This window comes from Microcoleus vaginatus FACHB-2002 (assembly GCF_040004035.1).
GTDB lineage: Bacteria > Cyanobacteriota > Cyanobacteriia > Cyanobacteriales > Microcoleaceae > Microcoleus > Microcoleus vaginatus_C.
This window is the reverse complement of sequence record NZ_JAMPLN010000006.1, coordinates 208,631-234,858: the sequence shown is the minus strand read 5'-3', so window position 1 is coordinate 234,858 and position 26,228 is coordinate 208,631. Positions and strand designations below refer to the sequence as shown.

At 46.0% G+C, this 26,228-nt stretch carries 26 protein-coding genes; 14 read left to right on the top strand and 12 right to left on the bottom strand.

The annotated features are described in order from the left end of the window. Nucleotides 1-8 precede the first annotated feature (8 nt). Nucleotides 9-1,028, top strand: a complete 1,020-nt coding sequence (locus NDI35_RS08045; RefSeq protein ID WP_445312267.1) for a calcium-binding protein — start codon at nt 9-11, stop codon at nt 1,026-1,028. Nucleotides 1,029-1,134: 106 nt separating this feature from the next. On the opposite strand, the gene NDI35_RS08040 is transcribed toward NDI35_RS08045, so the two are convergent. Beyond that, nucleotides 1,135-1,611 carry an ankyrin repeat domain-containing protein gene (locus tag NDI35_RS08040; RefSeq protein WP_445312266.1) on the bottom strand — a complete coding sequence of 159 codons (477 nt, stop codon included), beginning with the start codon at nt 1,609-1,611 and terminating at the stop codon, nt 1,135-1,137. A 36-nt stretch (nt 1,612-1,647) separates the two neighbouring features. On the opposite strand from NDI35_RS08040, the gene NDI35_RS08035 reads away from it, so the two are divergent. Further along, nucleotides 1,648-2,928, top strand: coding sequence for a glycosyltransferase family protein (locus tag NDI35_RS08035; RefSeq protein WP_445312265.1), 1,281 nt, complete (start codon nt 1,648-1,650; stop codon nt 2,926-2,928). A gap of 142 nt (nt 2,929-3,070) precedes the next feature. Here NDI35_RS08035 and NDI35_RS08030 read toward each other — a convergent pair whose 3' ends face one another. Together NDI35_RS08030 and NDI35_RS08025 are read right to left on the bottom strand one after the other, a co-directional pair. Continuing rightward, nucleotides 3,071-3,241: a YqaE/Pmp3 family membrane protein gene (locus NDI35_RS08030; RefSeq protein ID WP_333071975.1), complete on the bottom strand. Its 171-nt coding sequence runs from the start codon at nt 3,239-3,241 to the stop codon at nt 3,071-3,073. Nucleotides 3,242-3,280: 39 nt separating this feature from the next. Further along, entirely contained in the window at nt 3,281-4,225 is a 945-nt protein-coding gene (locus NDI35_RS08025; protein WP_445312264.1) for a fused MFS/spermidine synthase, read from the bottom strand. A gap of 175 nt (nt 4,226-4,400) precedes the next feature. Here NDI35_RS08025 and NDI35_RS08020 point away from each other — a divergent pair, with 175 nt between their 5' ends. The 4 genes from NDI35_RS08020 to NDI35_RS08005 all read left to right on the top strand — a co-directional run bounded on the left by NDI35_RS08020 (nt 4,401) and on the right by NDI35_RS08005 (nt 9,548). Further along, nucleotides 4,401-4,640 (top strand): hypothetical protein, encoded by a 240-nt coding sequence (locus NDI35_RS08020; RefSeq protein ID WP_445312263.1) that lies wholly within the window; start codon nt 4,401-4,403, stop codon nt 4,638-4,640. 200 nt (nt 4,641-4,840) lie between these two features. Beyond that, nucleotides 4,841-5,911, top strand: a complete 1,071-nt coding sequence (locus tag NDI35_RS08015; protein ID WP_445312262.1) for a sensor histidine kinase — start codon at nt 4,841-4,843, stop codon at nt 5,909-5,911. 79 nt (nt 5,912-5,990) lie between these two features. Next, nucleotides 5,991-8,552: a primosomal protein N' gene (priA, locus tag NDI35_RS08010; RefSeq protein WP_445312261.1), complete on the top strand. Its 2,562-nt coding sequence runs from the start codon at nt 5,991-5,993 to the stop codon at nt 8,550-8,552. 387 nt (nt 8,553-8,939) lie between these two features. Further along, nucleotides 8,940-9,548: a transposase gene (locus NDI35_RS08005; RefSeq protein ID WP_445312260.1), complete on the top strand. Its 609-nt coding sequence runs from the start codon at nt 8,940-8,942 to the stop codon at nt 9,546-9,548. 231 nt (nt 9,549-9,779) lie between these two features. Here the strand turns inward: NDI35_RS08005 and gltD are convergent, their stop codons facing one another. Together gltD and NDI35_RS07995 are read right to left on the bottom strand one after the other, a co-directional pair. After that, the gene (gltD, locus tag NDI35_RS08000) at nt 9,780-11,264 is read right to left on the bottom strand and encodes a glutamate synthase small subunit (RefSeq protein WP_445312259.1); all 1,485 of its coding nucleotides are present in this window, start codon (nt 11,262-11,264) and stop codon (nt 9,780-9,782) included. A 71-nt stretch (nt 11,265-11,335) separates the two neighbouring features. Then, nucleotides 11,336-11,521, bottom strand: coding sequence for a hypothetical protein (locus NDI35_RS07995; RefSeq protein WP_445312258.1), 186 nt, complete (start codon nt 11,519-11,521; stop codon nt 11,336-11,338). Between the two features lie 263 nt (nt 11,522-11,784). Here NDI35_RS07995 and NDI35_RS07990 point away from each other — a divergent pair, with 263 nt between their 5' ends. The 6 genes from NDI35_RS07990 to NDI35_RS07965 all read left to right on the top strand — a co-directional run bounded on the left by NDI35_RS07990 (nt 11,785) and on the right by NDI35_RS07965 (nt 19,279). Next, nucleotides 11,785-12,816: a sulfate/molybdate ABC transporter ATP-binding protein gene (locus tag NDI35_RS07990; RefSeq protein ID WP_445312257.1), complete on the top strand. Its 1,032-nt coding sequence runs from the start codon at nt 11,785-11,787 to the stop codon at nt 12,814-12,816. 217 nt (nt 12,817-13,033) lie between these two features. Continuing rightward, the gene (locus tag NDI35_RS07985) at nt 13,034-14,977 is read left to right on the top strand and encodes an ATP-binding protein (protein WP_445312256.1); all 1,944 of its coding nucleotides are present in this window, start codon (nt 13,034-13,036) and stop codon (nt 14,975-14,977) included. A 156-nt stretch (nt 14,978-15,133) separates the two neighbouring features. Next, nucleotides 15,134-15,865 carry a serine O-acetyltransferase gene (cysE, locus tag NDI35_RS07980; protein WP_445312297.1) on the top strand — a complete coding sequence of 244 codons (732 nt, stop codon included), beginning with the start codon at nt 15,134-15,136 and terminating at the stop codon, nt 15,863-15,865. Nucleotides 15,866-15,952: 87 nt separating this feature from the next. Further along, nucleotides 15,953-16,537: a Crp/Fnr family transcriptional regulator gene (locus tag NDI35_RS07975; RefSeq protein ID WP_445312255.1), complete on the top strand. Its 585-nt coding sequence runs from the start codon at nt 15,953-15,955 to the stop codon at nt 16,535-16,537. 292 nt (nt 16,538-16,829) lie between these two features. Then, the gene (locus NDI35_RS07970) at nt 16,830-17,786 is read left to right on the top strand and encodes a sulfurtransferase (protein WP_445312254.1); all 957 of its coding nucleotides are present in this window, start codon (nt 16,830-16,832) and stop codon (nt 17,784-17,786) included. Between the two features lie 182 nt (nt 17,787-17,968). Next, entirely contained in the window at nt 17,969-19,279 is a 1,311-nt protein-coding gene (locus tag NDI35_RS07965; RefSeq protein ID WP_445312253.1) for a YeeE/YedE family protein, read from the top strand. A 765-nt stretch (nt 19,280-20,044) separates the two neighbouring features. Here NDI35_RS07965 and NDI35_RS07960 read toward each other — a convergent pair. Beyond that, nucleotides 20,045-20,278, bottom strand: coding sequence for a hypothetical protein (locus tag NDI35_RS07960; RefSeq protein WP_445312252.1), 234 nt, complete (start codon nt 20,276-20,278; stop codon nt 20,045-20,047). A gap of 110 nt (nt 20,279-20,388) precedes the next feature. Between NDI35_RS07960 and NDI35_RS07955 the strand changes: the two genes are divergently transcribed. Continuing rightward, entirely contained in the window at nt 20,389-20,826 is a 438-nt protein-coding gene (locus NDI35_RS07955) for an RrF2 family transcriptional regulator (RefSeq protein ID WP_445312251.1), read from the top strand. Nucleotides 20,827-20,844: 18 nt separating this feature from the next. Next, entirely contained in the window at nt 20,845-21,825 is a 981-nt protein-coding gene (gene cysK, locus NDI35_RS07950) for a cysteine synthase A (RefSeq protein ID WP_445312250.1), read from the top strand. A gap of 237 nt (nt 21,826-22,062) precedes the next feature. On the opposite strand, the gene NDI35_RS07945 is transcribed toward cysK, so the two are convergent. The 6 genes from NDI35_RS07945 to NDI35_RS07920 all read right to left on the bottom strand — a co-directional run bounded on the left by NDI35_RS07945 (nt 22,063) and on the right by NDI35_RS07920 (nt 25,791). Continuing rightward, nucleotides 22,063-22,857 (bottom strand): sulfite exporter TauE/SafE family protein, encoded by a 795-nt coding sequence (locus tag NDI35_RS07945; protein ID WP_445312249.1) that lies wholly within the window; start codon nt 22,855-22,857, stop codon nt 22,063-22,065. A 304-nt stretch (nt 22,858-23,161) separates the two neighbouring features. Next, nucleotides 23,162-23,665, bottom strand: coding sequence for a DUF7980 family protein (locus NDI35_RS07940; RefSeq protein WP_445312248.1), 504 nt, complete (start codon nt 23,663-23,665; stop codon nt 23,162-23,164). A 172-nt stretch (nt 23,666-23,837) separates the two neighbouring features. After that, nucleotides 23,838-24,074, bottom strand: coding sequence for a hypothetical protein (locus NDI35_RS07935; protein WP_445312247.1), 237 nt, complete (start codon nt 24,072-24,074; stop codon nt 23,838-23,840). Between the two features lie 19 nt (nt 24,075-24,093). Then, complete coding sequence (locus NDI35_RS07930; RefSeq protein WP_445312246.1) at nt 24,094-24,540, bottom strand: YidH family protein; 447 nt, start codon at nt 24,538-24,540, stop codon at nt 24,094-24,096. 15 nt (nt 24,541-24,555) lie between these two features. Next, nucleotides 24,556-24,978: a YidH family protein gene (locus NDI35_RS07925; protein WP_333068952.1), complete on the bottom strand. Its 423-nt coding sequence runs from the start codon at nt 24,976-24,978 to the stop codon at nt 24,556-24,558. Between the two features lie 147 nt (nt 24,979-25,125). Then, nucleotides 25,126-25,791 (bottom strand): hypothetical protein, encoded by a 666-nt coding sequence (locus tag NDI35_RS07920; RefSeq protein ID WP_445312245.1) that lies wholly within the window; start codon nt 25,789-25,791, stop codon nt 25,126-25,128. Nucleotides 25,792-26,228: the final 437 nt, after the last annotated feature.

The following is a 26,228-nucleotide window of genomic DNA, read 5'->3' as shown; positions in this document are numbered from 1 at the left end:
CAAAAATTATGACTAATTATGACATTTTTGACGAACCGTACTACCTGGCGCAATATCCTTGGGTGAAACCTGCTATTGATGCAGGAGTTATCAAATCTGGAAGAGAACACTTTGAAAAGTTCGGTCAAGCCGCCGGCCTCACAAAAATATCGCGGTATTTTGACGAAGCTACTTACCTCGCTGGCAACCCAGATATCGCTGCCTTAGTCCGCACCCCCAACAACCCAAATGCACCTTTTGCGACGGGCCTAGACCACTTTATCCAATACGGTTACGAAGAAGGTCGATCGCGCGTATCGCCAAATTATGACGAAGCATTTTATGTAGCAACTAACCGAGATTCGCGGTCGTTTATTGAGAATAACTTTAAAAGTGGCTACCAGCACTTCATTCAATTCGGCCGCTTCAGTAATGGTACTTCTTTCTATGAAACAGTATACTTAAATAGAAACCGTGATATTGGACCTTTTGTCTACTCTGGAGCTTTGACAACTGGTCGGGAACACTACTTCAATTTCGGAAAAAACGAGCCAAACAGGACTGCTACTTTTATCGGAACTTCCGGCAATGACACCCTCACTGGTATAGGAGTGGGGAATGTCGAATTAGTTGGAGTAACAAGCTCTGCAGGCTTTGGCGCCGGAGTGTCTGGAAGTGACGGCAGCAACGAATTCGATACTCTGATTGGCGGACCCGGCGCCGATACATTCGTGTTAGCGCAGCCTGTATTTACCAGTAGAGTGTTTGTGATTGGATATAAAACTTTCTACCTTGGACCGGGTTTTGCTACAATTCGGAACTTTACCCAAGGTCAGGATAGCATTCAGCTTGCAAGGAGTTCCTTCAATAATATCTTGGTGTTTCCCATCAACAATAATCGAGATTTAGCTATCCAAACTAACAGCTTATCCGATTTTAACGGAGTAACCAGTAGCTTTGACACACTTGCTGTTATTGAAGGGGGCGGAAATCTAAAGTTGAATTTATTACGTCCAGAATCTAGTTTGTCAACTTCTTTAATTGGGTAGAAATCTCGCAGCTATTCAGGATTTGCTTGATCGCTGCTGGGGAGTACAATAATTAATTGTACCCTCCAGAAACCGGATTTATCGAATAAACCCGGTTGCTAAGTCTTTAATGCCGATCGCGCGCTAGCTTCAAAACCTCAACCGCATCTTTGTGGCCTTCCGAAGAGGCCCAAATTAACGCAGTCCAAGTATTATTATCATACGCTTTGATATCAGCTCCTTTATCGATTAAAAATTCCACAACTTGAGTGCGCCCGCTACCTGCTGCACTCATCAAAGCCGTCAAACCAAAATTAGTTTTAGCATTCACATCCGCCCCCGCCTCCAGCAAAAGCTGTACAATCTCCGTATGTCCGGCAGCAGCGGCACTCATTAACGGCGTCCACCCGTCATTGTCGTGACTGTTGACATCCGCACCAGCCGCGAGCAATTTTTTGACGATCGCCGAATTGCCAGCCTCAGCCGCCGTCGTCAAAGCCGTCGCGCCTTCCTCATCTTTGGCATTGATATCTGCACGCTGTTCGATCGCACTTTCTACAGCCGCAACATCACCCGTCTTGACGGCATCAATTAAATCTGTCATAAATTCTCCCTTGTATCCTCTCAAATATTAAATCCTATGACAGTCGATATTTTAATCCTCTCCAACGGCCCCGGAGAATTGGCAACTTGGGTGCGTCCCGCCGTGCAAGCTTTGCGCGAGCAATTGGGAAACGCGGGCACTCAAGCGCGAATCTCTGTGGTGCTGTCCCCCTGTCCGCACGCCACCGGGAAAGAAGCAGAAATAGCCTGTTCCTACCCTGAAGTGGACAGAGTGCAGGCGCCGGAGCATTTTTTTCCATTCCTATTATCTGGCAAAACTGCTGAAAATTGGGATTGGCACGAAATAGGAGTTGTTTTATTTTTAGGCGGCGATCAATTTTTTACGGTTGTGATTGGCAAAAGACTTAAATATCGCACTGTTATTTATGCTGAATGGGACGCGCGGTGGTATCGCTGGATTGACAAATTTGCAGCGATGAAACCAGAAGTTTTTGCTAAAATTCCCGAAAAATATGCTAAGAAATTTACAGTTGTCGGAGATTTGATCGCCGAAGTAGGGAACGGGAAATCGGGCAGGGCGGGCATGGGAACACCGCCCCTACGGAAAATAGAATTAATTGGATTGTTGCCCGGTTCTAAAGCGGCTAAATTAGCTTTAGGTGTACCGTTATGTTTGTCGATCGCCCAATCCATCCATCGCATTCGCCCTGAAACTCGCTTTGTAATTCCCGTTGCTCCTACCATAGATGTGCAAACTTTAGCACGTTTTGCCGACCCTGAACAAAATCCTTGCCTGCATTTATTTGAGAACGCCAGCGCCGAACTTCATTTAACAGAACTGCCGTTTTTGCAGACAGCAAATAACTTGCAGGTAGAACTTTGGACGCAGACGCCCGCCTACGATTTGCTATCAGAATGCAGCCTGTGTTTAACTACTGTGGGAGCGAATACTGCGGAATTGGGTTCGTTAGCCGTACCGATGATTGTTTTGATTCCGACGCAGCAATTGGATGCGATGAAAGCTTGGGACGGATTGCCGGGATTGCTGGCAAATTTACCGTTAGTCGGTTCAGCTTTTGCGACTGCGATTAATTGGCTAATCTGGCAATTGGGAAAGGGAAAGCTTTATGCTTGGCCGAATATTTGGGCACAGGAGGAGATTGTGCCGGAGTTAATTGGGAAGCTGGAACCCGATGCTGTGGCTCAATTGGCGATCGACTATTTGAGCCATCCTGATAAATTAGCACAAATGGGCGATCGTTTGCGTGCGGTTCGAGGAGAATCGGGGGCGGCGACAAAAATTGCTGAATTGATTTGTGAAGAAATTGAGGTGCAATCTAATTGTCATAAGAATTAGATTTTTTTATTTTTAACCGCAGATGTCGGCAGATAAACGCGGATGAATGCAGATTTAATCCAGATTTATTGGTGAAAACAGGCAAAAGAAAGTTTATTTTCTCTTGCCTGTTTATTATCCCAAAACTGGATTTGAACTCAAGTTAAGCTCGATCGTGCTTAGCAATCACCCAAACAGCGTGAATGATGCCGGGAATAAAGCCCAAAAACGTGAGAACCAGGTTGATCCAAAAATCAGTACCGATGCCGACAGTCAAAAATACGCCCAGAGGGGGAAGAAAAATTGCAGCGACTATGCGAATTAAATTGTTCATCTCAGTTACTCCAAACGAGTTTTCTCTTTCAATTTAACTTCACTGACCAACCGAACCTTTCCCGAAAAACTTAGGCGGTGCTGCCATAGTGTAAACTTCGGTTTCAGTGGCGATTACCTGCCGCAAGTGACCGGGAACTTGCATCAACCCCAACAGTGTAATTCCGTCGAACATCCGCAACCCGCCAGTTGTTTTCTCGGCGAGTAATTTGTCAGTAGCTTCGGGTTCGGGCCGCGTATTAATTTCTTGATTTGAAGCTACGGCAAAACCCCAAGGAGCTCCATAAGTAGAAATAAAGCTGGTGCAGGATTGAACATTGGAGAAAACAGATTTCAGGGTATTTACAATGCGAGCGTGCATTTTCATTTCTGCCGGAGAAACTGGCCCGGCTTGCACTACGAAATATCCGTTAGGTGACATTACGCTGCGAACTTTCTCAAAATACTCCTTGGTAAACAACTGGAAAGATGGGCCTTCTTCAATGGGATCGGACAAGTCAGAAATGACAATATCCCAATCTTTGTCAGTGTTATCTAAATAGTCCAAGGCATCGCCGATTACTACTTCGCAGCGGGGGTCATCAAAGGCATTTTGGTGCATTTCGGGCAGGTGTTGGCGGCAAGCTTCTACTACTTCGCCGTCAATATCGATCATCACGACTTTTTCAACTGTTTTCCAGCGCAGCACTTCTCTAATTGTAGCTCCTTCTCCGCCGCCGAGAACGAGCACTTTTTTCGGGGAACCGTGACAAATCATGGCTGGGTGCACCAGGGGTTCGTGGTACAGAAACTCGTCGCCTGTACAAGATTGCCATTTGCCGTCGAGAACTAAGCCTTTACCGTAGGTACCGGTCTGAACTACGTACATTTCTTGATAGGCTGTTTTCTTGTAAGCGAGCACGCTGATGATGCCGTGAACGTAAATATCCCAAGGGGTAATGTACTCGCTCATCCAAAAGTCTGCACGAACTTCGCTACCTGACATCAATTACTCTCCAAATATAAACTGCTGTGTCGATGTTGTCACAAGTAGTAGTTCTTAGCACAAAATGGTGCGGGTATGTAAGTACGAGCGACACATTGCAGTGAGATTTCGGAGGAATGGTATAGTGTGATTGCGTTCTGGGATAGAGGCATTGCCTTGTTAGTTGAGATTGCTTGTGGGCGATCGCGCGGCCAGTCGATCGCACTTTTCCCGTCGCCCCGGAGTCGATCGCACTCACATTCAATATTTTCGCTTTGCATTGCCGATGGGTTTTGTACAAAGGTTGTCTGAATCAGGCAATTTTTCGCGCTGGGCCCGCCTTTATAAGTTTGCGATCGCCCTGCTTATTTATCAACAATCCGATGAAAACCCCGCAAATGCGAGAGCGGGGAATAAAAGTAGCGATCGGTTTTAACCATATTTGTTATTAATATGTTGACATTGTGAATGTATCTTAGATAAGATTTTTATATCGACCCAAATAAAGGAAGTGTTGAAGTTTTAGGACACAATTGGATAGACGATATGCGCCGAGATTCTAACTATGTAAAGGGTGCCACTAAATTTACTAATAAAACTGTTATGACACTATTTTTAGGTTCAAAATAATAGCCGATGGAACCAACAGACTGGGAAAACAGAATCAAAGAGCTGGAAAATGAAAATCGAATCCTGCGGAAAAAACTCAAAAATTCGGAAATTGAACGCAGCAAATTACAAGTCCTTAATCAAAAACAAGAATCTTTGCTAAAAATAGTCACTGAGGAGTTTAGAGATTCCGAAAATATTTTTAAAGCAAAAATTTCTACACTAGAAAAAGCTCGGGAAAACCAGCAAAGAACACAGATCAAATTGATCGAAGCCGAAAAAATGTCGGCTTTGGGAATTTTGGTAGCTGGTATTGCCCACGAAATCAACAATCCCGTTAACTTCATCTACGGCAATATTACCTATGTCAATGACTACGCAGGCGACCTTTTAAAGTTGCTCGCAATGTACCAGGATAGGTATCCCGAAACAGATGCAGAGATTGAAGCTTTTCTGGAAAAAATTGACATCGACTTTCTGCGGGAAGATTTGTTGAAAACTCTTTCGTCAATGAAAGTTGGCTCCGAGCGCATCCGCGAAATCGTGTTGACTTTACGCAACTTTGCGCGGGTAGATGAAGGTGAAAAAAAACCAGTTAACATTCACGAAGGAATTGACAGCACCTTGTTAATTTTGCAGCATTTAACTAAAGAAAAACCAGGTCAGTCTGCTATAAAAATTATTAAGAATTATGGATACTTGCCCAAGGTAGAGTGTTATGCTGGGCAATTAAATCAGGTGTTTATGAACATCATTAATAATGCTGTGGATGCCCTGCGGGAGCGAGAGCAAAATTCTTCACTGGACGAGATAGAAGCCAACCCTATGGAGATGGTAATTACTACTTCTATTATTTCCGAAAATTGGGCAAGAATTAGCATCAAAGATAATGGTCTGGGAATGAATGAAGCTGTAAAAGCGAAAATTTTCGATCCGTTCTTCACCACCAAACAAGTTGGTTACGGGACGGGTTTGGGATTGTCAATTAGCTATCAGATTGTTGTGGACAAACACGGGGGGAGGTTGGAGTGCATATCCGCAATTGGAGAAGGGACTGAATTGGCGATCGAGATTCCGATCGCCAAATCCCGCAGCTAAGATCGATCGATCGAGCTAAACTGAGGGATAATGAAAACTCCCTTTGACCGCGGCTCCTCCTAGTTTGATGTGCAACCCTATGTCTACTGTCACTTTTGGTTTGTCAACCCCTATAGCGGCAGAGGCCGGGGCATCCTACGGCAGCAGCGAACCGCCACAGCGCCCCACCGTGCGGGCAGAGTGGATCGAGGTATTGGTGGACTCTCCCTTCAGGGTTGCGGGGGACTCCCCAGGGGAGGAAAATAAGTTATTTACCTATCGTTTACCTGCTGAACTTACAGTACAACCAGGGGATATCTTAAGTGTACCCTTTGGCAGTCAACAGGTAGGGGCGATCGCGATTCGGTTCATTTCTCAACTGCCGCCCGACTTAGATCCGGCGCGGGTTAAAGATGTCGAAGATGTTGTCAGTACGGGATTTTTCCCACCGACTTACTGGGAATTACTCGATCGCACTGCCACCTATTATTGCACACCTTTAATTCAAGTAATTAGAGCCTCCCTGCCGCCCGGTTTATTAAGCCGTTCCGTGCGCCGAATTCGCTTAATTAAGGACGCTATTTCTCCGAATGCCGAAACATTTCTCAATCCCGCCGCGAGTCAACTTTTGCAGTTGCTGCAAGCTCAAAAAAACGGCGATTACACTTGGAAATACCTCCAGGGGCAAGTTAAGGGAAGTTATCGGGGATTGAAAGATTTATTGAAACGCGGTTGGGTAGAAAGTTATTTAGAACCGCCCAATCCTCCCAAACCACAACTCAAACCGGCAGTGACATTAATTGCTAGTGCATTTGTCACAGATTTAACCAAGCGGCAACAAGAAGTATTGGAAGTTTTGCGGCGCGGCGGCGGTGAAATGTGGATGAACGATTTGCTGAGAATTTGCAGCGCGAGTTCTTCTGTTGTCAAAAATTTGGAACAAAAAGGTAGCGTTGTCATCGATCAAAGGGAAGTGCTCAGGGGCGATCGCGGAATTTCTCAATTGCCCGATGCACCGAAAACTTTAACTCATTTTCAAGCTCAAGCTTTAGCGTTTATTAACTCTTTTTCGGGATTCCGTCAAGTGCTGCTGCACGGCGTTACAGGTTCCGGGAAAACCGAAGTGTATTTGCAGGCGATCGCCCCAATCTTAGCCAGCGGCAAATCCGCCCTCGTACTCGTTCCCGAAATAGGTTTGACACCGCAACTTACCGATCGATTCCGCGCCCGTTTTGGCGAACAAATTTGCGTGTACCACAGCGCCCTATCCGACGGCGAACGTTACGATACATGGCGTCAGATGCTGACTGGAACCCCGCAAATTGTCATCGGCACGCGATCGGCCATTTTTGCGCCATTACCTCACCTCGGCTTAATTATCCTCGATGAAGAACACGACAGCAGCTTCAAACAAGACCAACCAGCCCCCTGCTACCACGCCCGCACCGTTGCCAAATGGCGCGCAGAATTAGAAAATTGTCCCTTAATTTTAGGTTCCGCAACGCCAGCATTAGAGACTTTGGTGGGGACGCGCCGAGATTATTACTCGTTACCAAATATCCATTATTTATCATTGCCCGATCGCATTTATTCTCGCCCCATGCCGCCTGTGGAAATAGTCGATATGCGCCAAGAATTGCGGCAAGGGAACCGCTCAATTTTCAGCGCTTCCCTGCAAAACGCCCTCGAACAATTGCAAGCAAGACAACAGCAAGGTATTCTATTTATTCACAGAAGAGGACACAGTACCTTTGTCTCTTGTCGAAGTTGCGGCTATGTGATGGAATGCCCGAACTGCGATGTTTCGCTTTCTTATCACCACGTCGGCGAAGGAACAGCAGAAATATTGCGCTGTCACTACTGCAACCACACGGAACGACACCCTCAAAACTGCCCTGAATGCAGTTCTCCTTACTTCAAAAACTTTGGCAGCGGCACTCAGCGAGTCGAACAGGAATTAACGAGATTGTTTCCAGAATTGCGGGCAATTCGGTTTGACAGTGATACGACTAGAAATAAGGGCGACCACCGCAGATTGTTAACGCAATTTGCTAATGGGGAAGCTGACATTTTGTTGGGTACGCAAATGCTGACGAAAGGGTTAGATTTAGCTGGAGTAACATTGGTGGGAGTTGTGTCTGCTGATGGGTTGCTAAACTTATCCGATTATCGGGCCAGCGAACGAGCTTTTCAAACATTAACTCAAGTCGCGGGCCGTGCTGGCAGGGGCGACGATCCGGGGCGGGTAATTATTCAAACTTACACTCCCGAACACCGGGTAATTCAAGCAGTTAGGCGGCACGAATATGCAGATTTTGTGGAAACAGAATTAGCAGAAAGAGCGGCGCTGAATTATCCACCTTCGGGGCGGCTGGTGTTGTTGCGGTTGAGCAGTGTAGATGCGGCAGAAGTGGCGGTGACTGCGGTACAATTGGCGTCTGTTTGTCAGGAGTATATTGAGCGATTGTCTGTACCGGGATGTGAGTTGTTGGGGCCTGCACCTGCGGCGATTATGCGGGTGGCAAATCGCTATCGGTGGCAGATTTTGCTGAAGTTGCCTTTGGATGAGTCGGTGGATTTGTCCGATTTGATCGGGTTGCGCGATCGCACGCCGCGTTCTGTTAGTTTAACTATTGATGTCGATCCGTTGAATTTTGGTTGAGGGTTATTGGTTGGGTGGGGGCGGGTTTTTATAGATTGTTTGTGAGCCTCAAATATTGTTGGTAAAACCCGCCCCTACCGGCCATCGTCGGGGCGGGTTTCACCAACCATCTATGTGACAAACCAAGAATATAATAAACCCGCCCCCGCGCAAAGGTAAATCGGAATTTACATTTTTTGGGATGATCTATAAAATCAGGTTAATCTGGGTTATTGGTTGGGTGGGGGCGGGTTTTTATAGATGGTTTGCGAGCATCAAATATTGTTGGTAAAACCCGCCCCCACAGCCCATCTCCGGGGCAGCTTTCACCAACTATCTATGTGACAAACCAAGAATATAATAAACCCGCCCCGGCCCAACGAACAACTTTTTTATGGGGACAAAATTATGAAATACGAGCCTAACAAACACCACCGGCGCTCTATTCGCCTGCCAGGATATGATTATAGGACTCCCGGTGGGTATTTTATCACTATTTGCAGTTGGCAGCGCGAATGTTTATTCGGCGAAGTTATTAATGATAAAATGCAATTGAGTCCCTATGGTAAAACTGTTTTATTCAATTGGAGTCTTCTTCCCAAACGTTACCAAAATGTGGCAGTGGACAATTTTATTGTGATGCCAAATCACGTGCATGGAATTATTGTTTTGAACGGCAGCCCCGAAAGAAATTATACAGAATCCGATAAATTTGGGCCGATAAAATCAAAAATCCATCCTTTGTCGGAAATTGTGCGGGGTTTAAAAACATCTTCGGCGCGGCGAATTAACCAAATGCGAGATTTGACAGGCATATCGGTGTGGCAGCGGGGTTATTACGAACATATCATCCGCAATGAAGAATCATTATTTGCTATTCGTGAATATATTGTTAATAATCCTTTGTTGTGGGGAAAAGATGAATTGTATCCTCATAATGCAGTCAAAATTAATGAATCTAGTCCATTGGCGATCGAATGGAATGGTAAATCTTATATACAGTCGATCGTCATCTAATATTATGTCAATCGATGCGAGGGGCGGGTTTCACCAATCATCTATGCCTAAAATCCATAATCTCGTAAACCCGCCCCCACCCAACGGTAAATCGCAATCTACCTATTTCAAGGTACAAAGGGCGGGTTTAGAATATTATTGGTTTTTAAATCAAAAATATTCTAAACCCGCCCCTAGGGGCCTAATAAATTATCGGACATCAAACAATCTCGATCGACCCATACCTACCAACTAAGGCAAATCAGTGCTCCCCATCAGATAAAGGTCGCACTCCCGGGCCACACCGCGCCCTTCATTAATTGCCCAAACCACCAAACTTTGTCCCCGGCGACAGTCCCCAGCCGCGAAAACTCCCGGAATGCTGGTTGTATATTTTTCGTGCTCGGCTTTCACGTTGCTGCGGGCGTCGCGTTCCAATCCCAGCGCATCCAGCAGCGGCTGTTCCGGGCCGAGGAAGCCCATCGCTAGCAACACAAGCTGTGCCGGCAACACTTTTTCCGTGCCCGGGATGTGGTTCGGAATGAACTGCCCTTTCTCGTTTTTCGCCCACTCCACCTCAACGGTGTGCACAGCTTTGACATTGCCGTTTTCGTCGCCCTCGAACTTTGTCGCCGTGGTGAGATAGCCGCGGGGGTCGTCGCCGAATTTGGCTGCTGCTTCTTCTTGGCCGTAGTCGAGGCGGTAGACTTTCGGCCATTCCGGCCAGGGATTGTTGGCCGCCCGTTCCGAGGGCGGTTTGGGCAGGATTTCTAGCTGTACGAGGCTTTTGCAGCCGTGGCGGATGGAGGTGCCCACGCAGTCGGTACCGGTGTCGCCACCGCCGATGATCACGACATCTTTGCCTTCGGCGGAGATGAAGTTATCGTTTGTACTCTTGTCTAAAACTGCTTTGGTGTTGGCTGTCAGGAAGTCCATTGCGAAGTGGATGCCTTTTAATTCCCGGCCGGGGATGCCCAAGTCGCGGGGTTTTGTCGCGCCGGTACAGAGGACAACGGAGTCGTATTCTTTTAGCAGTTGTTCGGCTGGTAAGTCTTTGCCGACTTCGGTGTTGCAGACGAATGTCACGCCTTCGTCTTCGAGGACTTTGAGGCGGCGCATTACGACTTGTTCTTTGTCTAGCTTCATGTTGGGGATGCCATACATTAGCAGGCCGCCTGGTCGATCGGCTCTTTCGTATACTGTTACCCAATGACCGGCTTTGTTGAGTTGCGCGGCGGCGGACAAACCGGCGGGCCCGGAACCGATGACGGCGATTTTTTTGCCGGTGCGTTTGGCGGGTGGTTCGGCGGCAATCCAGCCTTCATCCCAGCCTTTATCGATAATTGCGGCTTCGATGTTTTTAATCGTGACCGGCGGATTGTTGATGCCGAGCACGCAAGCGCCTTCGCAGGGTGCGGGACAGACGCGGCCGGTGAATTCGGGGAAGTTGTTCGTTTTGTGGAGTCTGTCAAGGGCTTCTTTCCAAAGTCCGCGATATACTAGGTCATTCCATTCGGGGATGAGGTTGTTAATCGGGCAGCCGCTTGCCATGCCGCTGATAATTGTGCCCGTGTGGCAAAACGGAATGCCGCAATCCATGCAGCGCGCGCCTTGGGTGCGGAGTTTGTCCTCATCCATCGGCAGGTGAAATTCGTCCCAGTTGTGGACTCTCTCGACTGGTGAGAGTTCGGAGGGCAATTCGCGCAAGAATTCGATAAAGCCGGTTGGTTTTCCCATAGTGGTGTTCTGGTTAGAATTTACTATTCTGTCAGTTTTTCAAAGGTGAAGCTGGCTGGCTTCTGAATTAACTATTGTGATCTAAATTGTGTGCGATCGCACCTGAGATTGAGCAATTTGTACATGAAATCTTTAATATCGCCGGGAGTCGGGGAATTGTCGGCAGCGGTAAAATATAGATAGATCGACAGCAAAGAAACCGGGTTTTTTACGGGGATTAAAGGTTTTAAAGGTGATGATGCAGTATTTTCGTCCATCAAACCCGGTTTCTGCGTAATTTCAGCATGGCTTATTCTCCGACGATCGCATTTACTGCTACAGCCACATCTGGAAACCCTCGCGGCTTAACTCAGACTGCCCGCCAGCGTCAACTTTCAAGCGCCGTCCCCATCAGCAGGGCTCGAAATACAATACAAAAAGTTACAGGTCTTGCAAAATATTAATTTCAGGATATACTACTGTAAATCGGTCAGATATGTGGAGTTAATATCGTCAACTCCTAAAATAGGTACACAAAGTCATGAGCATTACAATTGAGAACGTATCGAAACACTTCGGCTCCTTCCACGCCATTGACAACGTGAATTTGGAAATTAAAAGGGGATCTTTAGTCGCGCTGTTGGGGCCTTCCGGTTCCGGGAAATCGACTCTGCTGAGGATGATTGCGGGACTAGAACCGCCAGACAGCGGTCAGATTTACCTGACGGGTGAAAATGCTACTCATCAGTCGGTGCAGGAACGGCATATTGGTTTTGTGTTTCAGCACTACGCTTTGTTCAAACACATGAGTATTCGGAAAAATATTGCTTTTGCGATGGAAATTCGCAAAGTTCCTAAAGGCTCGATTAGCAGGCGGGTTGATGAACTTTTGGATTTAGTGCAGTTGACAGGTTTGGGCGATCGCTATCCTTCGCAACTTTCCGGGGGCCAGCGGCAGCGGGTGGCTTTGGCCAGAGCTCTCGCAGTTCAACCAAAAGTGCTGCTGCTAGACGAACCTTTTGGAGCATTAGATGCTAAAGTCCGCAAAGAATTGCGATCGTGGCTGCACAACCTTCACAAAGAAGTTAACATCACCACAGTTTTTGTGACTCACGACCAAGAAGAAGCTATGGAAGTAGCGGATGAAATTGTGGTGATGAACAAAGGTAGAGTCGAACAAGTTGGCACTCCTGCTGAAATTTACGACAAACCAGCAACAGCTTTTGTGATGAGTTTTATTGGACCGGTCAATGTGCTGTCGAATGCTGCGGGTTTGTTCGCCAGCAACGCCACAACGCCTCGCCATAATGGAGCCGCTCATTCGGAATTAGTGTTTTTGCGCCCCCACGATGTGGAAATTAAAACTAAGCCGGAGTCGGGTTTTTCATTAGCAAAAGTCAGTCGCATCATTCATTTAGGGCGGGAAATACAAACCGAGTTAGTGTTAGAATCGCAGCAGGTAGTAACAGCTTACGTGAGTCGCGAGCGCTTCGATTCTCTACAGTTAACGCGAGATCAGCAGGTTTACGTCAAGCCCAAACACGCGATGACTTTCCCTGCTTATTCAATTTAAAATCAGCGGCTGCATCTTACTCAAAATACTATCGGGGAGCTTTTACAAAACACTCCTCCCACATCGTTACCAGGCTTGTGCCTGGTAATGCTGTCTCGTGGCTCTTAATCGGAGGCAGAGCCTCCTGAAATTCATTCCCAGGCAGAGCCTGAGAACTAGAAAAACGAGAAATCCCAGGCAGAGGCTGGAAGAACTAAAAAAAGGATAGGTGAAGAATATGACTGCTAACAAATTCAAGAATTTAGCAACTAGCACTTTACTTAGTTATCGCCGTTACATCCAAGCAGGATTAACACTTTGTGCAGGATTGGGACTGTCTGCGATCGCCTCTTCAGTTGCGTACAATTGGGAATACAAATCCATGCAAGCCGAACTGCAAGACCGGCTGGACAAAATAGCTACAGACATTCAGAGAGATGTTAGCGGCAATTTAGAAATAATTCGGGCGGTGGGAGCATTTTACAGCGTATTTGACGGCGTTCAAAAACCAGAAATGAAGACATTTGTTGGTCCTGCCCTCTACCGCCATCCGAGCCTGAAGGCGATCGCTTGGCTGCCCCGTGTTTCTGACTCTCCGCAATTCCTGACTGATGAAATAGATTTAGGTTTAGATTTGACTGCCAATCGGCTAGCGTTAGAAAAAGCCGCCAAAAGACAAGAAATTATCGCGACTGACCGTCAAAAATGGTCTTCACAAAATCAACCAACCGTCTTCGTGTTTCTGCCAATTTTTAGTCAAATTTCTGCTGACAATACCGCAGACTCGCCGCAAAATTTACTGGCTAGAAACCCAGAAAATTTGAAAGGCTTTGCTTTGGGGATTTTGCTCGTTGATGCTATTGTGAAGTCGGCTTTACAGGAAACTCAACTCAACTTTGTTAATGTGTATCTTCAAGATGCTATGGCTCCTGAAACAGAAAGATTTCTCGCTTTTTACGAAGCAAAGACTAAAAGGATCGTCACCGACGAAAACATTAAAAACCAACTTCAAATTGGGGAAAGAGCTTACTGCCCGGATGGCAGCAGTTGCACCCGCATTCTCAATATTGAAAATCGCAGGTGGTTGCTGCAACTGCGGCTAACGCCAGAGTACATTAATCCTCTAAGATTTTGGCGTTCTTTGACTGTTTTAATTTTTGGGACAATCTTAACTTTGGCGGCGACACTTTATCTAATGAGCTTGTGGAATTATACCGCTCTCATTGAAAAAATAGCAGCAGAACGCAGGGCTAAATCTCAAAGGCTAGAACAAACTTTGCAAGAGTTACAGCAAACTCAAAGTCAACTGATTCAGCAGGAAAAAATGTCTAGTTTGGGTTTATTAGTCGCTGGTGTCGCCCACGAAGTGAACAATCCTATTAGTTTTATTTACGGCAATATCCACCACGCCAGCGCATATACTAGCGATTTGTTGGAGTTGGTAAAACTCTACCAAAAACACTATTTATACCCTCCGGCGGAAATTTTAGAGTATTTAGAAAAGGTTGACTTTGACTTTCTCAGGAAAGATTTGCCGCAACTGCTGTCTTCGATGAAAATAGGAGCAGATCGCATTGTTCAAATCGTCCAATCTTTGCGAAATTTCTCTCGCTTAGATGAAAGCGAAATGAAACCTGTCAACATCCATGAAGGCATTGACAGCACTCTGCTAATTCTGCAAAGTCGCCTGAAAGCTACAGGCGATCGCCCGCCGATCGAGATTGTTAAAAACTACGGCAATTTACCTTTAGTAGAGTGCTATGCCGGACAATTAAATCAAGTGTTTATGAATATTCTGGCTAATGCGATCGACGCCCTTGAGAGTTACAACCTCGATCGCGGGCCCAAAGCAGCGAAAGCCAATCCGATCGCGATCGCCATAACCACAGAATATTCAACTCCCGATAAAATAATTGTGCGGATATCCGACAACGGCCCCGGTATAGCAGAAAATGTCAAAAAACGGCTGTTCGACCCTTTCTTTACGACGAAACCAGTCGGAAAAGGGACAGGATTGGGACTGTCCATCAGCTATAAAATTGTCGTAGAAAAGCACAAAGGTACGCTGCGCTGCGATTCGACACCGGGATTAGGGACGGAATTCTCGATCGAGATTCCGCTGCGGCAAGAAGTCAGACAAGCTGTACCGTTTGTTTCGCGGAAAATATCGGAGGCAGCTTAGAGAGGGCTGGGGAAGAAAAATTTTTTTATCATTAACTACTGTAATTCGGTCGGATTATAGTATTATATGTAATAATGCCACAATCAATACTGCTTTATGCAGCTTAAACCGTCGGCACTGCCGATACTGTATAACCCAAACACGGCGAGACTAAATATGTTCAGTGACTTGCAAATTATTTACGAACGCGACCCCGCGGCGCGCAACTGGCTGGAAGTATTATTTTGCTATCCCGGACTGCAAGCACTTTTTTTGCACCGGACAGCACACTGGCTTTATTCCGCTGGCCTGCCGTTTGTACCGCGCTTGATTTCCCAAGTAAGTCGCTTTTTAACAGGTATTGAGATCCACCCAGGAGCAAAAATTGGTAGGGGGGTGTTTATCGACCACGGCATGGGGGTGGTAATTGGCGAAACTGCGATCGTTGGAGATTATGCTGTAATTTATCAAGGAGCGACCATTGGTGGCACGGGTAAAGAAATAGGAAAACGGCATCCAACGCTGGGAGAAAATGTAGTGGTAGGAGCGGGTGCTAAAGTTTTAGGCAATATTCAAATTGGCAATAATGTTCGGATTGGTGCGGGTTCGGTAGTGCTGCGGGATGTCCCTAGCGATTGCACAGTTGTGGGAATCCCCGGCCGCATTATCTCTCGGAAAAAGCAGGTGGAAGATCCTCTAAATTCTCAAGGTCTACCGGATTTGGAAGCTCAAGCGATTCGAGCTTTGTTCGATAGAATTAAGGATTTAGAAGAGCAGGTTGCTTTTTTGAAATCTCAACAATCTCCGCTCAAAACCACTCAATCAGAGCAAGCAGAGGTCGCAAAACATAAATTATTCCTGTCTTCTGATATATTCATTACACAGTTTTTAGACGGTGCAGGAATCTAGTAAATCTTTAATTTATATAGATTTTTGCCAGCCACACTATCCTGCTGTCATTGGAAAAACTAACTTTTATTCTTTCAGTAACTGGCTATGACTATTGCTTCTCTTTCCACTAAAACTTTTGATGAAACGAGCAGACATATATTTTCTCGTCGCTCGCACTTGCCCAACAGAAGCAATGCTCTCTGGAAAATTGAAACTGGAGTAGTGCGAACTGTAACATGGCTTGAAGATGGCACAATTATCACCTTGGGATTGTGGGGGCCTGGTGATACGATCGGCAAACCGATATCAAAATGCGATCCTTTTCAAATTGAATGCCTCACTAAAGTCGAGGCAATTTTACTATCGGGCGATCGCTGGCTAAATAGAGATATTTTGCTCAATCACATTCAGCAGGCTGAAGACTTTATGGTAATGCGAGGTTACAAAAGAGTTGATTTTATGCTCTATCAACTATTAACCTGGCTGGCTAAGAGGTTTGGTTCTGAGGTAGAGCAAGGACATCTGATAGATATGATTTTAACGCATCAGGACATTGCAGAAATTATCGGTACAAGTCGCGTAACTGTCACTCGCACCCTCGGTCATTTTGAGCAGCAAGGCTTGATCGATCGTCTGCCTCTCCACCGGATTATTCTACAACCTTCCGAGGTTTGGCACTACGAAATCTAAGGGTAGAATCAATGTCTCGCACCCGCGTGCTCGCGAGTCCGTTGCTGACACGGGCCAATTCGCACGCGCGTGCGAAGCTATCCCGGAGGGAATCGCCCCAAAATTCCTGTATCCTTCGCTACTAAAAAAAACTATTGACTTTCTGAGACTGTCTGTGCAACAATCAACAGCTATACCTATAATATACGGTAAATCGGTCAAGTTTAAGGTGATTACTGCAGGGAGCGATCTGCTCTCTAGCAGCGAGGAGCTTTTTGTGCTTTTCGACAGAGACAATGCAAGAGGAAAGAAAATGAAAACTAAATCCCTGAAAGCTCGATTTAAAAGAAAGAAAATAGAGGCATTAATTGCCGTCCTAGCGGTGCTGGCGATCGCAATTCCTCTGTTCCCATTTTTCCCAACCCAAGCAGCGGAATCAAAAAGTAAAATTCAATTCGTTTCCCCCGCGTGGGTTGCCCAAAACGCCAGCGACAAAAACCTGCGAATTCTCGATGTCCGCACCAATCCAATGGACTACTTTATCGGGCATCTTCCCAACGCAGTCAACATCGCCGACAACACCTTGCGCGGGCCGGACAGCGGTTTGCCAGTACAGTATCTAACGCCGGATAAACTGGGGCAATTACTGTCGCGGGCAGGAGTAACAGACAACAGCCTCGTCTTAGTTTATTCCGACGGCAGAGACATTCTCGGCGCGACAATGGTTGCTTACGTATTAGAGCGATTGGGACACTCGAACATAGCAGTTATCGACGGAGGTTATGCGGGTTACAAAGCAGCTCAAACTGTGACGAAAGAGTTTCCAAAATACGCGGCCGGTACACTGACTGTCCGCGATAACAAATCAATTCGTGTCACCCTGGATGAAGTCAAAAATTTAATTGGCAAAGCAGGCGTCACATTCATCGATCCCAGACCGGAAAAACTATTTCAAGGGGAAGAAAAAATCTGGACGCGCAACGGACACATTCCCGGCGCTCGCAACATTCCCTGGCCGACTTTTACCGATGCTGAAAACCCGCACAAGTTGAAGTCTCTCGACGAAATCAAGCAGGTTTTGGCAGCTAAAAAGATCGATCGCAACAGCGACATCATCGTTACTTGCAGTACGGGGCGGGAAGCAACGCTGCAATATGTAGTTTTGAAACACTTGCTGAACTATCCCAAAGTCAGAATCTACGAAGGTTCTTGGACTGAATACAGTCAGACTAATTTACCTGTAGAAACTGGTCCGGAACAAGCAGTGTAGAAAACAAATCTGTAGTTAACAGCAATTTTGGGTAAAAATTGACCTAAGAGGTAGAATGAAAACAGCAATTATCTCGATATCAATGCTCGGAATAATCAGCGCGATTGGCTTTGGTTTATCAACAATAGCTGAGCACCGACAAGCAGATAATTCCGTTGCTTGCACTCCTAGCGAACAACCCGATGAAAAATCGGAGACTTCGCCGCGAAAAACTTAGCGCTAAAATGGAGGCTCTGCCTCGCTTTACAGTTGTTTCTGGAGTCAAGTATTTTATTGTGAATAACACCGCAGAAATTGCTTTTTCACGGCTGACAAAAACTTCGCCGCCCCGATCGCAGCGTCCGATTTTAGCTCTGATACTGACGCTATTTGCTGCTGGTGCGGCCGGTTTGAGCGCCTACGGCTGGCGGCAGAGCGTTTTATTTCTGATTGGAGGCTTGCTGGGCGCGAGTTTGTATCATGCAAGTTTTGGCTTTGCTTCTGCTTACCGCAAATTATTTGCAGAGCGCGATATTACAGGTGTTTTAGCGCACTTGTTGATGTTAGGAATTGCTACTGTACTTTTTGCTCCCGTACTTGCATCAGGAGAGGCATTCGGACACAAAATAGCCGGGGCTGTTGCGCCTGTGGGCTGGCAAAATGCGATCGGCGCTTTTCTATTCGGAATTGGAATGCAATTGGGCAGCGGCTGCGCTTGCGGCACGCTTTGGACAATTGGCGGCGGCAGCACGTCAATGCTGTTAACGCTGCTGACTTTTTGCATCGGTTCTTTTGCAGGAAGTTTGACCAGACATTTGTGGCATTTGCCCTCGCTGCCACCGATATCTTTAGGAAAAACTTTGGGATGGATGCCCGCAGTCATCTTGCAGCTAAGCGTATTTCTGTTAATTGCGATCGCCCTCTGGCAGTGGAATCGCACCAATGGCAAGCAACCCTTAACAGCAGATTTTATCATTAAAACTCCTCAATCTCACATCAAGAATCAATGGCTTTACGGGCCTTGGCCTCTGGCTGCCGGAGCTTTTGCCCTTGCCTTTCTCAACTGGGTAAAACTGTTAATTGACGGCAGGCCTTGGGGAGTGACTTGGGGGTTTACTTTGTGGGCGGCAGAACTTGCTACCGCTTTCGGTTGGAATCCAACAACTAACCCGTTTTGGAATACTCCCGACAAGTTGGAATCCCTGCAAAAAGGCATCTTTGCTGATGTTACTTCCGTGATGAATTTTGGCATTGTTTTGGGAGCAGTTTTAGCGGCGGCTTTGGCTGGCAAATTCACCGTCAAAACAAACCTTTCGTTACCCAAAGTTACAGCCGTTTTGAGCGGCGGTTTCATGATGGGTTACGGAGCGTTGCTGGCTTTTGGCTGCAATGTCGGCGCTTTTTTTAGCGGTATTGCTTCTACCAGTTTGCACGGTTGGCTGTGGATTGCGACTGCTTTGTTGGGAAGCGTTGCGGGAATTAAATTGCGATCGCTCTTCCGACTTGAGAATTAATTTCCAACATGAATAGGCGATCGACCTGCGGGTAGGGACAAAGGCAAAGCCTTTGTCCCTACAGATGTCGCATTTTCCCGCCAAGCGCGCCTTAAAAACATTAACTACTGTTTTCCTATAGATATTTAGTATTTAGTAGTGTAATGTATTAGATTAAGTAGAGAGAGGTGGCGAACGCACCTTGAGTGCGATCGCCCAACTGCTAGCAAAACAGTCTCTCAATCTTGCCACTGTTGCCATTAACAAGAATTGCCACATCAGCGAAATCTTATAGATTATCCGGGCAAATCTCATCAGGCTGCATTTGCTCTATGTCAAGCGCATTAAACTTAATTGTGCGCTCAATCGACCTGAGAAAAAACAAGAGGAACTAAGAAGCATCAATGCGGAATCATCATCTCGCAGATAGTGTATTGCAGCCATTTAAGAAAAAAACTGGTTTGCCAGTATTTTCTCTTAAATCAGCCCCTCTGTTAAAATCGTCCCTGTTCAAAGGTGACGGTGCAATCTTCGATCAAATTCAGAATGGTCTGGGCAATAGATAATTTGTATCGAATTTGCGTTAACTAAATTTTCTCATCGACTCGTCAATAAGTTCAAAAGCAAGGGCAACAATTGCACTTGCTTTTTTCTTTGTGTTGATTTCTTTCTTCTCACTGCCAACAGATGCGATATCTCGCACCTGTTGACTGCCGCCAAGTAGGTGAGTATGAATCTACTTAAAGATGAGACAGCATATATCCGCCTACCTACTTAGTAGTTACTTTAAGGCGGGGGTATTGCTTGTAAAATACTCGCTCCCTGCAACATTTGAGACTTTCGGGATCTACCCGCTTCTGGGTGTTCCCAAGACGGTGCAAAGGGTGGAACCAAAAACGGACAAGCTTTCCACCCACCCTTTACGCCCACGCCGAGCATCCGGCAGTTTCCGCCCCTGTGCCCGTGCTGCTCGTAATACCGACAGTGCCGACAGCTTAAACCTACATTTACGTTGCTCACGGGATTTCTCCAACCGTTTTTGTAATAAAAATATACTAACACCTGTACACCTACCGGAATTGTGTACTATTATATAATGTACAATTTAAACTCGATCGCCAGTGGGGAATGTGGAACTATCTTCTAGAGTACAATATGCCCTGTTAGCGCTCTTGGAACTGGCGAGCCACCACCCGAAGGATTCGCCCCTAACAGTAAGCGAACTTACTGCTTCTCAAGAGATACCGGAACGCTATTTAGACCAAATTCTTGCCGTGCTGCGGCGTGCAAGTATTGTCCAGAGTTTGCGGGGTGCTAAAGGCGGTTATTTGCTGGCGAAAGATCCTTGGCAAATTACTTTGCTAGAGGTGTTTTCGACTCTTGAAGGCGACGGCAGCGGCCCGACCCAAAAAGTTTCGGAATCTGTAACAATAGAAAAAACTGCGGTGCTAGAAATCTGGCAGGAAGCTCAACAGGCATCTTGGGCTGTTTTGGGAAAATACACATTACAAGATTTGTGCGAACAGCGGGATGTTCGCAAGCAAGCACATCCCATGTACTACATTTAAAGGGAGAGAAATTAAGCCATGAGAATTGCTAAGGATGTTACAGGAATAATTGGCAGAACTCCTTTAGTTCAGCTCAATAAAATTCCCCAAGCCGAAGGAGTAGTTGCTCAAATTGTGGCCAAATTGGAAGGGATGAATCCGGCTGCTTCGGTAAAAGATCGGATTGCGGCGAGCATGATTCAGGCTGCAGAAGAGGCGGGGTTAATCCAACCGGGGAAAACAATTTTAGTTGAACCGACTTCAGGCAATACGGGAATTGCTTTGGCAATGATCGCGGCGGCGAAAGGGTACAGTCTGATTTTAACGATGCCGGATACGATGAGTACGGAACGCCGATCGATGCTGAAAGCTTACGGAGCTCGGTTGGAATTAACTCCGGGACATGAAGGGATGTTAAGCGCGATCGCCCGTGCGGAAGAAATTGTAGAAGAAACGCCCGATGCTTTCATGCTGCAACAGTTTCGCAACCCCGCTAATCCAAAAATTCACCGGGAAACAACGGCTGAGGAAATTTGGGAAGATACAGAGGGTAAAGTAGATTTTTTAGTGGCTGGAGTTGGCACCGGCGGCACAATTACGGGAGTTGGTGAGGTAATTAAACAGCGGAAACCGAGTTTTAAGGCGATCGCAGTTGAACCCGCAAGCAGCCCCGTGCTTTCTGGAGGTAAATCTGGTGCTCACAAAATTCAAGGGATTGGCGCAGGATTCATCCCAGAAGTGTTGAAACCAGAGTTAATTGATGAGGTGATTACAGTTACCGACGCAGATGCGATCGCCTACAGTCGCCGACTTGCCAGAGAAGAAGGATTGTTGTCAGGAATTTCTGCCGGCGCCGCTTTGTTTGCCGCAATTCAAGTCGGCAAGCGTCCCGAAAATGCTGGAAAATTAATAGTTTTTGTCCAGCCTTCTTATGGCGAACGCTACCTCAGTACAGCCTTGTTCAAAGATTTAGAATTGCCGACTGTCAGCGAACTCGAAGCATTAGTCAGCAATTATTAAATTGTAGTAGGGCAGTGGTGACAACTTAACGTTAAACCCACCGTCTCTCTTGTGGTATCGAAGTCTATATCCCCCCTCACCCCCCTTAATAAGGGGAGTAGGGGGTGGGACAAGATTCTTCTCAAAGTCCCCCTTCTTAAGGGGGATTTAGGGGGATCTAGACTCGGCTCTCAACAAGATATACAAAGGTTTTTAGGGGATTGTTGACACCAATGGGCTCGGCACTACCCCTACTTTTCAGACTTGATACAACTTCCAACTAGCCATTGCCAACATTCCGTAAATAACAAACTTTAGCGGGCGTTGAGGCATAATTTGGCAGAATTTAGCACCTACTAAAACTCCCGGCACCGAACCCAACCAAATTGGCAATACTAAACTCCAGTCTACTGTTCCGAGGCTGAGGTGTCCCAGAGATGTAAACATCAACAAAATTGCCGCCTGCGAAATATCTGTACCCACCAATTTAGAAGTATCCAGGCGGAAAAAAGCAATCAGCAACAGTGCAAACATCGAACCGGAAGACACGCTAGTAATTCCCACTATGCAGCCTAAAATTGCTGCCGCACTCACAGTACAAATACGGCCATAATTAGTATTTAAGTCCCATTTAGGGGGCGAAGGGAATTTAAACTTAGGGAAAAATGTTTTGACCACTAATTGGGTCAGCGATAAAGCTACAATTAGTGCGATCCCTACTCCGAGAACGCGCAGCAATATGCTGTCTAAGTCCTGACTTCCGCTGGATTTGATGCAGTGTAAAATCCACACGCCCGTCAGCGAACCGGGCACGCTGCCCAAAGCCAGCCACTTAACTATTTGCAAGTCTAGGGTTTTTTGCTGCCAGTGTTTGAAGCCACCAACAACTTTCATCAGTGTGGCAGCTACGACATCCGAACTAATAGCAATTGATGCCGGAACATGGAAAACAAAAATTAACATTGGGGTGATGAGCGAAGCTCCGCCAACTCCGGTCAAACCAACAATTATGCCCACAAAAAAGCTGAGAAAGGATAGTAATAAGTAGTTCACGGTTATGCCCAAAAACTGTGTATTTAAGCGCTGCCAACCAACAAATAGATAACTTGGGCGGCTCCTGCAACACAGCTACACAGGCTAAATCTCACTTGCATTTCAATATTTTTTACCAAAGATTTGTCTCGTCAAGGCTTTAGAGTTGCCACGTTCTCAGCAACAATATTCTTGGTAAAAGTAAGTAAATGCAAATAAACAAGACTACAGAAATTGTAGTGTAAAACTTCCCTGATTTTCTTATATGTACCTGTGTAACTGCTCAAAAACCCTGGATTCATTTATGGGGTTTATATTTTGTCTTCTACCTTGAAGTGACGATCGTCATAGGTAAAGTAGAGGTGAGGTTAACCGACTGCTTGCCGACAAAGAAATCGGGAGTATCGAGAACATTAAAATGAATCAATGCCACAATGACCAGAGTGAAGGCCGTTGAGGAAACTAAACCCGTCAATAACTCTTTTTTGAGGTTTTTTTCCTTGGGTTTGTCTGTCAAAACATCTAAAGTTCCTAGCTGCATCAACAGAATTCCAGCAATATTGGAAAGCCAGTAGCCGACAATTGTGCAGGGAAACAGTAAATCTGGGGAAAGCCCACTACAGATATACCCAAAGGCGTAGGCAATTGGCAGATTGAAAAATATGTCGTTCCACCAACACAGGGGTGATAGCAAATATCCAATTGCCAGAAGCAACCCGCCTCGGATTTTTTTAAACCAGACTTCGTTAAAGCCCTTAGCTTCTGGCAATTGTTGGGTCAGTTGTCCTGCAAGCTGGTACTCTTCACTGACTTTTTTAGCGTTTTCCACGTTAATATCTCATTACTCGATCGACTTACCGTAGTTTAGCAGCAAAGCTGAGCTATGTCTAGTAAGTCAATCGAGTTACCGTATTTTGTTGGCCCTCGGCTGAATCTACTTTGTTTCCGGTAGAAAAATATCGATGAGGGAGAGGTGGTTGAGAATGCTGGCTGGTGCGAGTTTAGGCGCCGATCGAGAAATTGAAAGCTTCAGGTAAATGCTTGACAGTTTGCCAAAGATATGCAGTATCGATGCCCCAGTAAAATTGCAGGTAAACGAGCAAAAGCCCGATCGCGACTGTGACGCCTAGCAATTTAGGGACTATTTTCGCGACAGTCTCCAGCACTACGAATGCTGCCCAGATAGCAGCAGTTAAGATGATAATGGAAGCGATCGTGGCAACTGTATCGCTGTTCATGGTTAACTCCTATTGATAATCAATCGGGTATTACAAAACTACTTGGGCCCAGGGCGACTGCCAAAATCGAATAAATTACTCCAATTCCCAATAAGCCCACAGCAAAACTGAAAAATAAAACCATGGCGTCTGGGGGATTGTAGGTATCGTGGTCAATTTGGTGGCGAACGGTGAAGTAGTGCTTAGTTGAGATTAAGACTGTCACCCAACCTATTAGAGAGAAGATTAAACCCAACTTCCACCCCATCGCCTGACGGTAATGTACGGGCATTTGCACGACGCGAAGTCGGATGATGACGACGCCAAAAGCCATGAGGGCGATCGCGGCCCGCATCCATGCTAAGAAAGTGCGCTCATTTGCCGATCGATCGATCGCCCGCGACAGATTTTGCTGCTTTGGTTTCTCATCATCTACTTGCATCGGTTTGAACGATAATTGCACGCGATCGAACTCTTTAATATTCATATTAAACCGCCACCATTATTCAGGTGCCATCAAACCAAATGAGCTAGAAGGAACGGTGAACATATAATAAATTACCCCAGCCCCTAGGATTGCGATCGCGAGGCTGAAAAGAATTACCCAGCGATCGGTAGGTTCATAAGTATCGTAATCGATATCGTGACGGACGCCAAAGTAGTGCTTAGTTGAGAATAACACCGTCAACAAACCCACTGCTGAAAAAAGCAAACCCAACTTCCAGCCATTGCCGGGAGTTGGGAGTAGAGGGGGATGAAAGGTGCGAAGGCGCACGATAACTACGCCAAAACCCATCAGCGATATGGCTGTCCGCATCCATGCTAAATAAGTGCGCTCGTTTGCCAAGTGATCCCGCACCCGCGACGGATTGGGTCGCTTAATCTTTTCTGTATTTACTTTCGTGGATTTCCAATTTAATAGCATAGATAAACCTTTTAATTTTAACGTCAAATTAAGAAGGGAAACCGATATATTTTCGCTGGGACGATTATTCGCCGGGGATCGCTCCCCGGCGGGTTCTTGCGTTGCAACGGGCTTTACACAGGCGATCGCATTACAACTTCACCAAAACTAATCATTTTCCTCAGTAGGTGCGTTGGGAACTTGCGTATCTATGTACGCCTGAGTCACGTCAGGAACAAACCAATTAGCATCCCCAGGCTGGAAAACTTTAGCAGTAGGAACGTTAAATTCTACAGCCCCCGTATCGGGATTAGCTCTGGCTACAACTTGAGTTCCGTCAACTATCTTAACAGCTAGACCGCCAGTCAATTCTTCTGAAGGTTGATCGGTAGTTCTTAAATCGGTTGCTTTGATATCGCTGGGTAGATAAATTCCATCGCAATCCCATTTATGTTCAGTTGTTTGGCCGTCAGCTAGAAAATAAAGGGCATTCTCGTAAGAAGAAGAAGCTGCTTTTTTGCGTTTCGGGCCGTAGACAGCCAGGGTTTTTCCGGTTTCGTTGCGACACTGACCCCAAGGTTTTCCCGTTTCTAAAGTGTATTTTTGAAACTCCAATTGAGAGATTTTTTGCTGAAGTTGCTCAGGGGTATAAGTCTGGGCGAGATTGGGTGCATCTTTCGCTGTCCTGAGAGTGTTCAGAGCTTGAGTCACCTCTATGTAGTCTGGATTGCTCGCATATTTCGGCGTTTTTGGAGCATCTGCCCATGATGGGGGAACGAATACTAAATTGGCGGCCATTACCAACAGCACTAAAACAAATTTGAAGATTTTCACAATTTTTCTCCTTTTCTAGATTGTCAGGTTTTTTCCAACTTTCTGTTTGCTTGCTATCTTAGGACTTAGGCAAAAACGATATCTCTTTAACTGGTTTGCCTGAAAAACCAAATTTTGCAGAATCTAAAAATCTGGTTGTTTAGGATTAGACCTATGGTCAAAGTCGAGCGGCGTGGGGTAGTGGCGAAGTGTTCGGGCGATATTTTAAGGATTCCTCCTCAAGTTTTTAGCTGAGTTGGATTCACCACTACAGAATTTATTGAAATGACAGGTATATTCTTGCCTAAGTCTGGCAATTTGCTAGCTCACAAGATGGCTTGAACTTTCGTAAAATTTCGAGGCTAAATTAGTTTGAAGCTGCTTTTAGCTCGGTCAATTAGTTCATTATTAACTTAGCATACTTGGTAATATATGGCAAGTAATTTATACACCTTTTT